Genomic DNA, 12,054 nt, shown 5'->3' on the forward strand with positions numbered 1-12,054 from the left:
TGCTTGATCGATTTTATCCCGCAAATCCGTTCATCACCACGTGGATTCGCGCGCATTTGGTTCTTTTCGGGCAGGCATGATGCGGTCGCATGGTGCACAACCCTCAACAAGGTCGATCGGTACCATTCAAAATCGGTGGCTGCCGGTGCTTATGACCTGAAACGGCCGCTATTGAACCTTCCCGGTTTAGGATTTTTGGATTGTCGTGTCGTGGTGATAATGCCGCAATGACGCATTCAAGCTATTTTGCCCCTTGATCTATCGCGATACTGCCGGCCAAAGATTGAGATCCGGCACGGGCTCCTGGCCAGCCGCAACCGGGTTTCTGTTCGGTCAATCCGTCGCGGATGTCACATGTTGAAGGAAGCGGACTTGTCAGGTCGCTTTCACTTTAATGAAAAGGAATGAATCATGTCAGCATTTCCTGACAGGGCAAAAGTTGTCATCGTTGGTCTGGGCGGCATTGTCGGCGCGTCAGTTGCACACCACCTCATAGAGCGCGGCTGGGATGATATCGTTGGCATTGATAAGTCCGGCATTCCGACAGATATCGGCTCAACAGCGCACGCTTCCGATTTCTGCTACACGACAAGCCACGACTACCTTTCCGTCTGGACGACCCAGTATTCCATCGATTTCTTTGAAAAGATGGGACACTACGCCCGCGTTGGCGGTCTTGAGATCGCTCGTACCGGCGACGACGCGTGGATGGAGGAAATCAAGCGGAAAGTGACATCGGGAAAGGCGTTCGGCACGAATGTACGTCTTGTCAGCCCTGCCGAGATCAAGGAAAAGTTTCCGCTGATCGAAGAAGACCTGGTTCAGGGCGGCATGTGGGATCCGGACGCTGGCCTGGTCATACCGCGGTCGCAGACTGTCGCCGGCAAGCTCGTCGACGAGGGGGAAAAGACCGGAAAACTGAAGGCATTCGCAAACACACCCGCACAGTCCCTGATTGTTGAAGGTGGCCGCATCAAGGGCGTTGTTACGCACCGCGGCACGATCATGGCCGACCATGTCATCGTTTGCGCTGGACTGTGGGGACGTCAGATCGCCGAAATGGTCGGAGAGGATCTCCCGGTCATGCCCGTCGACCACCCCTTGACGTTCTTTGGCCCCTACAACGAATTCGAGGGGACCGGCAAGGACATCGGGTATCCGTTACTGCGTGACCAGGGCAATTCGGCCTATATGCGTGATACGGGTGATCCGAAGACGGCCGAAGGCGGCCAGATCGAGTGGGGTTATTACGAAACGACGCATCCGCGCATGTGTCATCCGCGCGATATTCTGGAAAAGAACCAGGCACGGCTGTCGCCTTCCCAACGCGATCTTGAAATGGAACAGGTCATCGAACCGCTAGAACGCGCGATGGAACTGACACCGATCCTGGGCGAGCTTGGTTACAACGAGGGCCATTCCTTCAATGGTCTGCTTCAGGTCTCGGCCGCAGGAGGACCGTCTTGCGGAGAAAGCCAGAAGGTCCGTGGTCTTTGGTATTGTGTTGCCATCTGGGTCAAGGACGGACCGGGTTACGGCAAACTGATTGCTGACTGGATCACCGACGGCCGGACGGAAATCGACCATGCCACGATCGATTATTCGCGTTTCTATGCGCACCAGCTGACCGAAGAATTCATCGAGGGTCGCTGCTATGAGGCCGCACAGAAGATTTATTTCCCGGCCATTCACCCGCGCGAACCCTATGCCAACGGTCGAAACGTCAAGCGGTCCCCGTTTTACGAACGGGAAGTTGAACTCGGCGGGCACTTCATGGAGCTTGGCGGTTGGGAGCGTGCGCACGGCTACGCCGCCAATGAGCATCTGCTGGAAAAATACGGCAACAGGGTCCCGGTTCGCGAGTCGGAGTGGGACAGACGTCATTTCTGGCGCGTCTCGAATGCCGAACAGCTTGCCCTGAGTGAAGACTGCGGCATCATCAACCTGTCGCATTTTTACATGTTCGACGTCGAGGGTCCGGATCACGTCGAGCTGATGGAGTGGTTATGCGCCGCAAGGATCGGTGGGGACAACAACGTGGGCAAGGGGATCTACACCCATTTCCTGGATGACGAAGGCAATGTGCGTGCGGACCTGACCGTGTTCCGCATGGCCGATCGGTGCCGCATCGTCGATGGGGCCGATGCCGGGCCACGCGACTGTCTTTACGTGAAGCGCGTAGCCGAGGAAAAAGGCTTCAAGGTTACTGTTACCGATGTGAGCGAGACATTCACGACCATTGGTATCTGGGGACCGAACGCGCGCGACAACCTCAAGAAAGTCGTGTCTGACCCTGCTGCGCTCGATCCGGATAACTTCCCATTCGCGGCAATCCGGTCGATCGAGATCGCCGGCAAACCGGTCTCTGCGCTCCGTCTCTCCTATGTCGGTGAACAGGGTTGGGAACTGCACATGAAATATGAGGACGGGCTTGCTGTCTGGGATGCTTTGCGCGCGGTTGGTGTCATGGCTGTTGGCGTCGAAACCTACGCCAACTCCAGGCGCATGGAAAAGAGCCTGCGTTTGCAGAATGCCGACCTGTTGACCCAGTACAATCTCTATGAAGCGGATCTGGCGCGCCCGAAGGTGAAGGAGGCCGATTTCCGCGGCAAGGCCAAGCACCTTGAATACCGTGCCCGTGACAGGCAGCCCGCCATGCTTTGTACACTAGTGATGACCGAAAACACCGATGCCAGCGGCGTGAAGCGTTATCCGGTTGGGGCAATGCCGGTGATGGATCCGGAGACCGGCAAGACACTTGTAGACAGCCTCGGTCGGATTTCCTACACGACCTCCGTTGCTTACGGTCCGACGATCGGAAAGAACATCGCGCTGGCCTATCTGCCGCAGGACTATTGTGAAGTCGGCCGCAAGCTGACTGTCGAATACATGTCAGAGACTTATCCCGCGGAAGTCGCCGGTGTCGGCTATCAACCTCTCTACGATCCGGAGAACCTCAAGCCGAGGAGCTGACCTCTTTCTGACGTGACAGGGGATACCCGCGACCGGCCCTGACGGCGCGGGCACATCATCTGGAAAACTGTCAAAACCCGCGTGGACATCCGCGCGGGTTCTGCTATTGCAGGCAGCCAATGCAACCAAGACGAAGCCGGAAAACGAAAGACCTCCGAATGTCGAAATTTGAAGACCTTTTGGCGCGCAAGGGAGCACTGCTTGCCGATGGTGCAACTGGGACCAATCTGTTCGAGATGGGGCTGTTGTCCGGTGATGCACCGGAGCTCTGGAATGTAGACGAACAGGAGAAAATCAGGGCGCTGCACCAATCCTTTGTCGATGCCGGATCCGACATCATCCTGACCAACACTTTCGGCTGTAACCGTCATCGCCTGAAGTTGCACAAGGCTGAAGGCCGGGTGAATGAACTCAATGTCGCCGGTGTGGAACTGGCGAAGGAAGTGGCCGCGACAGTCGACCGGGAAGTGCTGATCGGCGGTTCGATCGGCCCGACAGGCGAATTGTTCCAGCCGCTTGGTGCGCTGAGCTACGAGGAGGGCGTCGTTGCTTTCCGCGAGCAGATAGAAGGCCTCGTCGAAGGCGGCGCCGATATTCTGTGGGCAGAAACCATGTCGGCCATCGAGGAAATGAAGGCAGTCGCGGAGGCGGCGAAGGATTTCGACCTTCCACTGGTCATCACGGCCAGTTTCGACACCGCCGGAAAAACCATGATGGGCCTTGCACCCAGGGGGTTAGGCGATCTGCAATCCGATTTCGCGTGCACACCGGTCGCAATAGGGTCCAATTGCGGGGTTGGTGCTTCAGACCTGCTGGCAGCGATCATGGAAATCACCGAGGCCTATCCGGATGCGATTGTCGTCGCGAAGGCCAACTGCGGCATTCCGCAGATCCGTGGCGATGAGGTTGTCTACACCGGAACGCCCGAACTGATGGCAAAATACACACACATGGCGTTGGATGCAGGCGCCCGGATCATCGGAGGATGTTGCGGAACATCTCCGGTTCATCTTGCTGCCATGCGAAACGCACTGGACGCCCATTCTGACGGGCAACGGCCAACGCTTGACGAGGTGTTGAGCGAGATCGGTCCGCTTGTGTCGCCTCCCAACAAGGCTGCTGATGCAGCGCGGGCTGAAAGCGAGGCAGCAGGATCTGCAGGTCGGAGGCGTGGGCGCAGGCGAGGCTGAGTTTGTCCATCCCGGGTGACAGGGCGGGCATCTGACAACCAGTTCGTGTGCGCTAACGTCGCTGCTCAGCAACTGCCGGGCTTTGCGTCCTTGTAGGACTGTTTGGTTTCCTTGAGCGATGCGGAGACGATCCCCATTGGCTGGTAGGGCGGATCGCTCTGCATGCCGGGATTGATCATGTGGATCTTGTAACACCCGGTAAAGACTTTGCTCTTGCCGTTGGTCTGTATGGCGTCGATTGCCACCGGCAGGGCCCAGTAGATTTGTCCGGCACCCGGGTCAGGTTCCGTAGGTCCAAATTTCACGCTCACCGTTTTGGTGTCCGCATAGCCTTTGGCCCAGGTTTCGAAATTCTGTGGAGCCGAACTTTTCTGGAAATAACCGTAGGCCTGCACGTAATACCCGTTGCTGATGGCGAAATAGTAGCTTTCAACCAGCTTCTGTGGACTCGACCGGTCATCCATGAAGGTCCAGTCATCGGCGTGTGCCAGTCCGGACAGGAAAAGCACGGCCAGGACGGTCGAAGTTTTTGTTGCAAACTGGCCAGCGGCGCGTGAATTGAGCATCAGGTATTTCTCTTTTTCCGACATGAATTCAAAGAGTGAGCCGACAATACGAAATCTTCGTCGTCAAATATAGTGGAGCGCTGGGCCGCAAGGACACCATGGCTGCAACACTCGAAAAATCAGCTGACCGAAAGTGAATTAAACCAAGGTTTATTGTAATTGAACCATCTCCTGCTACTTCAGCGCTGAATTTGCTCCCAGGCGCTGAACGGAGCTTTCGAATCGGGAGAGTGACTTGAGAATATCCGGACTGGTTTTGATCGCCCTTGCATGTCTCTTGCCAATTATCTGGTTTGTGCCTCTCGCGGCAACGCGCGACCCGGTCGCGCTATTCAGCCAGTATCTCGGGTCTTCAGCGCTGGTCCTGATGGGTATCAACCAGTTCATCGCGACACGGATGCCGGGTCTCGAAACGGTATTTGGTTCGCTTGACCGGATTTATGTCCTGCACAAATGGCTCGGTGTCATCGCCATGGTCGCAATGGGTCTGCACGATATAGTCGATGCGGAAATGAACGGCCTTCGGGGCGGCCCGCTCGCCGGAATCGCCGAAGATATTGGTGAAATCAGTCTCTATGGACTTCTTGTTCTTGCCCTTGCGTCGGTCATAACCTTCATTCCCTATCATTTGTGGAAATGGAGCCATCGCCTGATCGGCATTTTTTTCGCCCTTGCGGCCTTTCACTTCTTTTTCATCGAGAAACCTTTCTCCGTTGCAGATCCGCTCGGGCTCTATATTTCGGCCTTCTGTCTGCTCGGTATCATCAGCTATCTTTGGATGTCCTTGTTCCGGCCAATGGTACCGCGTGGACACGGCTACAAGATTTCTGCAGTCAGGCATCTGGGCGGCCTGACGGAAATCGAGTTGAAACCCAAAGGCCGTGGCCTGAAGCACAAACCCGGACAATTCGCCTTTCTTTCAATCAACGGGAGCGGACTGTCGGAAGAACATCCCTTCACATTGAGCGGGGCACCCCATGAAGATCGAAGCTTGCGATTTTCGATCAAGGATCTCGGCAACTACACTCGGCGACTTCGTCGCGAAGTAGAAACAGGCATGGAGGCGACCGTCACGGGACCATTCGGTCACTTTTCGATGCCGTTCGGCAGGGACCCGCAGATCTGGATCGGTGCCGGCGTCGGTATCACACCCTTCATCGCATTTGCCGAAAGCCTGAAATCTCGGGAAACCGGCCCGGTAAAACTCTACTACTGTGTTCGCGAACGGGACGACATTCCTTACGTGGTCGAACTTGAGAAAATTGCGGAAGAGGTCTCTGGTCTTGAACTGATAATCGTCAATTCCGCAGAAGGTGTTCGCCTGACGCCAGATCGCGTTGCGACCGATCTGGGTGGCGATCTTTCACAGGCTCATGTCTTTTTTTGCGGTCCTGTTGCCATGCGAAAGGCATTGCGGCGCGGTCTCGTGCTGAAAGGCCTGCGCGCCTCGCGCTTTCATTTCGAGGAATTTCAGATGCGTACCGGTATCGGCCTCAGCACTCTTGCTGAATGGCTTTGGGACCGTGGTATCTACGCAATTGAAAAGAGGCGTGCTGCGCGGACCCAGCCTGCAGAGTAACGTTTTGTCAGCAACTGCCCTTGCAATCAATTTGCTTTGACGTTTACGTAAAAGCAGGTCGGATTACCGGCATGAATTGAAAGAGGTAGGAGACACCGATGCAGCCGGTAATGACAGCTCAGGAGATCGCCGGGTTCCTGGACCGGGAGTTTCCGCAGATCCATGCCGGTGGACGTGCATATTCCATCGACAGTGTCTCGTCTGGCGAAGCGGTCATGCGCCTTGCGGCAACCGACCTCCATCTGCGTCCCGGTGGAACGATTTCGGGTCCTGCCATGATGGCACTTGCAGATCTGGCAGCCTATGTCGTGATCCTGGCGCATATCGGTCCGGTCGCACTGGCAGTAACGACCAACTTCAGCATCAACTTCCTGCGCAAACCCGAGGCTGGAGATTTGCTCGGCACATGCCGGCTTCTGAAACTTGGCAAGCGATTGGCAGTGGTTGAATGCGGTATTGCCGGGGCAGGGGAAGAGGAACTTGTCGCGCATGCGACGGCGACCTATTCGGTGCCTCCGCGGTAGAGAGTATCCTAGGCCGTCTGCTTCGGATCTTCCTGCGTAAACAGTCCTTCCAGTTCCTCGGAGTATTCGAAAACCTGACCGCGCCCGTTGCGTTTAGCAGCGTAGACGGCAAGGTCGGCGCGATGAAGTGCGGTCTTTTCCGTATCTCCCTCGGCGGTAAGATATGCCCCAATGCTCAAGCTCGGAATGTAGCTGTTGCCATCGTGTTGAAAAGCTTTTTGCGCCGCGTCCATCACGCGCCCGTACAGTTTTCGAAAGTCGTGCGGGTTTATGTTGGGACAAAGCACGACAAACTCATCGCCGCCAAAACGTCCGACTGCATCGGACTTGCCATGCAGGTTGGCCATGAGAATGTGCGAGATGTGCCGCAACAGACTGTCGCCAAATGAGTGCCCATATTTGTCGTTGACCTGTTTGAAGTGGTCGATGTCAACGAACAGAACACCGAGGCGACTGAGTGTCTGCGGTTCTGAAAATTGCCTGGTCAGAATTCCGGAAATACTGTTGCGACTCAGGGCACCCGTGAGTTGGTCATATCGCGTGAACTCCAGAAACTGTCGATCCTTCCGGATGATCTGACGTGTGATTCCGACATAGGCTCCTGCCGGGATCAACAGAACCGCGATCGTTCCGGCGATCAGGTAACCGCTGATCTGTCGAAACGAATCCTGCAGTGCTGCCTCCAGGACGCTGACATCCAAATAGACCTCGACGACACCGATGCGCTCGCCGGAGGGGAGGACGGCGGGCGTGTAGATCTCGACATACGTCCGCAGGTGCTCCGGATGGCCAAGTTTTTCCTCTGGCGCATGCAGGAAGACGATGCTGTCTCCGGAGTCAAACACGCCGAGTGCTCTTTCGCTGAAGAATTGTGTTGGCGCAAGAACACCGTTGTCGGACATGAACGCCAGCATACCTTCACTGTCGAACAGCTTTATGCGGATCACGCCAGTGAGCACAAACGAATTTTCCAGCTTGGCGAAATCCTTTTCCGGAGCGACTCCGGATTCAATCATCTGTCTGACAGACGGTGTTGTTTCAAAGAAGTTTTCGGTCCACTTTTGCGACCGGATTTCAGCGTCTTTCTGGATCGCGATACGGACCTGCCAATCGATCAGCGCATCCAGAGAATAATAAACGACTGACACAAGAACGAACGTACTCAACAGTGCTGCGAGCAACGGGTTCGGTTTTATTCGCCGGAGGCTGCCAAGACCCATCATGCATTCTTTCAGTGATTGCAGGAGGCAAACTAGGTGGCGGGAATTAAGACTAGGTAAAATAGACGATAATTGTCAGACGTGACGCAGGTTTGAGAATTTTCGAATAAATCCAAACGATGTAGGAATATTTAGATAAAAGAATGCGGTAGTAGAGTACCGTTTTTTTAACTTATTGAATTTATTGGACTAAATTGACCGATGGTTCAAACAAGGTTCTTGACGGCATATTTTCGCCGGCGTATAAGCTGCCTCGAACGAATTCAGGTCCGTTCGCTGGCTCAATCGAAGCCGCGCGGGCCTTTTCTGTAACTGACCAAGTTGGATCAAACACATGAAGACCTTCTCTGCCAAGCCGGCTGAGGTCGAGAAAAAGTGGATCTTGATCGACGCAGAAGGCATGGTTGTCGGCCGTCTTGCCGCTTTCATCGCCAACCATCTGCGCGGCAAGCATCTGCCGACCTACACGCCACATGTCGACACGGGCGACAACATCATTGTCATCAATGCCGACAAGGTCGTTCTCACCGGTCGCAAGTACGACAACAAGAAATACTATTGGCACACCGGACACCCGGGCGGCATCAAGGAGCGCACAGCGCGCGGTATCCTGGAAGGCCGTTTCCCCGAGCGTGTCCTGGAAAAGGCTGTCCAGCGCATGATGCCTGGCGGTCCCCTGTCCAACAAACAGCTGAAGAACCTCAAGGTTTACGCTGGTCCGAAACACCCGCATGAAGCTCAGTCACCTGAATTGGTCGACGTCAAGGGCCTCAACGCAAAGAATGACGGCAAGAGGGCTTAAGAATGGCTGAGCTGCAATCCCTGGAAGAACTGGGCGGCGCGGTCGAGACCGCAGCCCCCGAGGCACCTGTCCACGTCCAGAAGCTGGACGCACAGGGCCGTGCATACGCAACCGGCAAACGCAAGGACGCGATCGCTCGTGTCTGGATCAAGCCGGGTACTGGCAAGATCTCCGTCAACGGCAAGGACTTCACCGAGTATTTCGCGCGTCCTGTCCTGCAGATGATCCTGCGTCAGCCGCTGATGCTGACCGATCGTGACAGCCAGTATGACGTTGTCGCAACCGTCACCGGTGGCGGTCTCTCCGGTCAGGCCGGTGCTGTGCGCCATGGCCTTTCCAAGGCCCTGACCCATTATGAGCCGGAACTGCGCGGCGTTCTGAAGAAGAACGGTTTTCTCACCCGCGATGCCCGCGTTGTCGAACGTAAGAAATTCGGTAAGCGCAAGGCCCGTCGGTCCTTCCAGTTCTCCAAGCGTTAATCGCCGAAGAAACTGGTTTCAGATTTCGAAGAACCCGCCGGAGCGATCCGGCGGGTTTTTTGTTCGCGCTACCTGCAATCGATTCATGTGAGACTTCTGTATCCCGGAGTTTTCGGCTAGAGCTGGTCCGGTCAAAACATCGCACGCATTCCGCCCCCAGTCATTCCAGCGCGCCCCAGTCGTTCAGGTTTCATGTCCCAGGCAAGATTTATCGAAGGTAGTCTGTTTCGTCATGTGACGGTGATGTCGCTGACGTCATCAGTCGGTCTGATGGCGATCTTTGCCGTCGATTTCGTCGACATGATTTTCATATCGATGCTCGGCAAGGATGAACTGGCCGCAGCGATCGGATATGCCGGGGCGATCCTGTTCTTCACGACATCCTTCAACATTGGCGTGGCCATTGCCGCCGGCGCTCTTGTGGCACAGGCACTCGGGGCCGGGGACAAGGAAAGAGCCCGCCAGCGGGCATCGACCGCGTTGACGGTCGGATTTCTGTTTGCGGCCATCTTTGCACTGGCCGTCTGGCTGTCACTGGATGCGCTTGTCGACCTGATCGGAGCCAGGGGTGTGACCCACGGGCTGGCCGTTCACTACCTCGCCATCATCGTTCCGACCCTTCCCGTGCTTCTGCTGGGCATGGCCGGAGGGGCCATCCTGCGGGCGCACGGGGACGCTAGACTTGCGATGATGTCGACAATCATGGGTGGTCTTGTGAATGCGGTGCTTGATCCGATCCTGATCTTCGGACTTGATCTGGAGTTGACCGGGGCTGCACTGGCGAGTGCCGCGTCAAGACTGGCGATCGCAGCTTTTGCCCTGGCGCCGGTCTTCCGCTTTCACGGTGGCCTCAGCCTGCCGAGGCCATTGCAGATCTTCAAGGATTTGCCGCCGATTTCCGCGATCGCGTTTCCTGCGATCCTCACACAGTTGGCAACGCCGGTAGGCCAGGCCTGGGTGACGCGGTCGATGGCGGAATTTGGCGAAGATGCAGTTGCCGGCATGGCGGTAGTCGCCCGCATGTCACCGCTTGCCTTCGCGACGATTTTTGCGCTCTCGGGTGCCATCGGTCCGATCGTTGGACAGAATTACGGCGCAGGCCGCTTTGACAGGGTTCGCGGCTCCTTGCGCGAAGCCTTGCTGTTTACAGCGCTTGTTGTCGGACTGGCAGCACTTGTTCTCTTCCTCCTGCGGGAGCCGATTGCCCGGTTGTTCGAGGCCGAAGGCATGGCACTCACGCTGATCTATCTTTTTTGCGGTCCACTGGCCCTGGCATTCTTCTTCAACGGCGTGCTTTTTGTTTCGAATGCCTTTTTCAACAATCTTGGCCGTCCCTTCTATTCGACCTGGATAAACTGGGGTCGCCATACACTTGGCACCATCCCTTTCGTCTGGCTTGGCGGGGCCTATCTTGGTGCGCCCGGCGTTCTGATCGGGCAAGCCGCCGGTGGCGTCGTCTTCGGCGTGCTCGCCCTGCTGCTGGTGCGCAGAGTGATGAAGGATGTCGAAATCCACCACGAAGAACCCAAAGGCCCGAGCCTCTTCCAGCGTCAGGCCCGTCAGGTAACCCTGTTCTTTTCAAGAAGGTAGTCGACCCTTGCCTGCTTCTTTGCAAGCGCCTTGAGTTTTTTCAGGATTTTGATCGCAGCCATGTCACCCATGGGCTGAGCTGCGTCCGGGTCGGTTGTTCCCGGAAAGAAACTCCAGGCGAGAAAGACAGGGTTCTTGTACCTCTTCCAGGGTGTTTTTTGAGTGTGTGTGCGCGTGGCCATTATGCGTCCGGTATCAATGTCGATCAGGAATCCCTTCACGGTAATGGAAGGACGAATAACAATTGGTACCCAATAGTCGCTTTCTCCAAATGGCCCGAAATAACCGTGTCGAAGGTCGGTGATCGCGAAATGAAAAAGATGACCTCCTGACATTTCCTGATCGTTCGGCACATAGGCTGCAAGACCCAGTGCAGCAGAGAAATATTGTTTCAATTCTTCCTGGCTTGGTTGCCGGCCGACCGTTGTTCCGATCAATTCACAAAAGGAACTGACGATGTTCCAGTCCAGATGCATCTGAACGTCTCCAAGGTAGACTTTTGGAGTTTTTTGTCGGCGAAACAGCCAGTTTATGATCGACATTTCAAAATCTTTGAATGAACCACCCGAATGAACATTATTCGAGAATTGATAGAAGAAATTCGCATTCAATGCCGCGTGGCGGCCGTTGCAAAAACTTAAGCAGTTCAATCTGGGATATAAAGCTGGCCAATGTTATTTCTTTTCTTCGCACCTACAGGTTTTCGCTTGCCTCCTACTCGCAGCAACTTGCGAAATTTCGGGCACTCCATGTGCGAGGGCGCAGAGCAATCCGCTACGTGACGGATCATGTCCCTGAGGCCGGCAAGTCGCTCGATCTGCCGGTCGAGATCATCGGCCTTTTTTTCCAGTTTATCACGGGAGATTTTCGGGCGACCGTCCGGGCCGAACATTGCCTTGATCTCATCAAGTGAAAACCCTGCAGTTTTCCCAAGTGTGATCAGCGACAGCTGGTCCAGAACTTCCGGGCCGAACAGCCGTTTCAGGCCACGGCGCCCGAGGGAAGTGATGAGGCCCTTTTCCTCATAATGCCGGAGCGCGGATGCAGCGATCCCGCTCTGTTGAGAAACTTCCGAAATATCCAGTAACTTCATGCCTTGACCTCAAGTCGACTTGAATTTGTAGAGTGGCG

General features: G+C 55.6%; 11 protein-coding genes. 7 read left to right on the top strand and 4 right to left on the bottom strand.

All coding sequences use genetic code 11. The features are described 5' to 3' along the window. Window positions 1–411: 411 nt before the first annotated feature. Both ACO6TI_RS19220 and bmt read left to right on the top strand, forming a co-directional pair. A complete protein-coding gene (locus ACO6TI_RS19220) occupies window positions 412–2,973 on the top strand; it encodes a GcvT family protein (protein ID WP_422383114.1) in 2,562 nt (853 codons plus the stop codon). Between the two features lie 158 nt (window positions 2,974–3,131). Beyond that, window positions 3,132–4,163, top strand: a complete 1,032-nt coding sequence (gene bmt / locus ACO6TI_RS19225) for a betaine--homocysteine S-methyltransferase (RefSeq protein ID WP_196899342.1) — start codon at window positions 3,132–3,134, stop codon at window positions 4,161–4,163. Between the two features lie 65 nt (window positions 4,164–4,228). Here bmt and ACO6TI_RS19230 read toward each other — a convergent pair whose 3' ends face one another. Further along, complete coding sequence (locus ACO6TI_RS19230) at window positions 4,229–4,729, bottom strand: hypothetical protein (protein ID WP_422383115.1); 501 nt, start codon at window positions 4,727–4,729, stop codon at window positions 4,229–4,231. Between the two features lie 235 nt (window positions 4,730–4,964). On the opposite strand from ACO6TI_RS19230, the gene ACO6TI_RS19235 reads away from it, so the two are divergent. Both ACO6TI_RS19235 and ACO6TI_RS19240 read left to right on the top strand, forming a co-directional pair. Beyond that, window positions 4,965–6,308 carry a ferric reductase-like transmembrane domain-containing protein gene (locus ACO6TI_RS19235; RefSeq protein WP_422383116.1) on the top strand — a complete coding sequence of 448 codons (1,344 nt, stop codon included), beginning with the start codon at window positions 4,965–4,967 and terminating at the stop codon, window positions 6,306–6,308. A 98-nt stretch (window positions 6,309–6,406) separates the two neighbouring features. Then, entirely contained in the window at window positions 6,407–6,832 is a 426-nt protein-coding gene (locus ACO6TI_RS19240; protein WP_422383117.1) for a PaaI family thioesterase, read from the top strand. A gap of 8 nt (window positions 6,833–6,840) precedes the next feature. Here the strand turns inward: ACO6TI_RS19240 and ACO6TI_RS19245 are convergent, their stop codons facing one another. Continuing rightward, window positions 6,841–8,055, bottom strand: a complete 1,215-nt coding sequence (locus ACO6TI_RS19245) for a GGDEF domain-containing protein (protein ID WP_422383118.1) — start codon at window positions 8,053–8,055, stop codon at window positions 6,841–6,843. 331 nt (window positions 8,056–8,386) lie between these two features. Between ACO6TI_RS19245 and rplM the strand changes: the two genes are divergently transcribed. From rplM to ACO6TI_RS19260, 3 genes are all read left to right on the top strand, one after another. Next, on the top strand, window positions 8,387–8,854 hold the full coding sequence (rplM, locus tag ACO6TI_RS19250; RefSeq protein WP_055118243.1) for a 50S ribosomal protein L13: 468 nt from the start codon (window positions 8,387–8,389) through the stop codon (window positions 8,852–8,854). A 2-nt stretch (window positions 8,855–8,856) separates the two neighbouring features. Then, window positions 8,857–9,333 carry a 30S ribosomal protein S9 gene (gene rpsI, locus ACO6TI_RS19255; RefSeq protein ID WP_035900212.1) on the top strand — a complete coding sequence of 159 codons (477 nt, stop codon included), beginning with the start codon at window positions 8,857–8,859 and terminating at the stop codon, window positions 9,331–9,333. Between the two features lie 192 nt (window positions 9,334–9,525). Then, window positions 9,526–10,923 (top strand): MATE family efflux transporter, encoded by a 1,398-nt coding sequence (locus tag ACO6TI_RS19260; protein ID WP_422383119.1) that lies wholly within the window; start codon window positions 9,526–9,528, stop codon window positions 10,921–10,923. On the opposite strand, the gene ACO6TI_RS19265 is transcribed toward ACO6TI_RS19260, so the two are convergent. Then, on the bottom strand, window positions 10,893–11,465 hold the full coding sequence (locus ACO6TI_RS19265) for a hypothetical protein (protein WP_422383120.1): 573 nt from the start codon (window positions 11,463–11,465) through the stop codon (window positions 10,893–10,895). The genes ACO6TI_RS19260 and ACO6TI_RS19265 overlap by 31 nt on opposite strands. Before the next feature lie 104 nt (window positions 11,466–11,569). Next, window positions 11,570–12,016 (bottom strand): helix-turn-helix domain-containing protein, encoded by a 447-nt coding sequence (locus tag ACO6TI_RS19270; protein ID WP_422383121.1) that lies wholly within the window; start codon window positions 12,014–12,016, stop codon window positions 11,570–11,572. Window positions 12,017–12,054: the final 38 nt, after the last annotated feature.

This window comes from Roseibium album, from assembly GCF_965233825.1.
In the GTDB taxonomy this organism is placed as follows: Bacteria; Pseudomonadota; Alphaproteobacteria; order Rhizobiales; family Stappiaceae; genus Roseibium; species Roseibium album.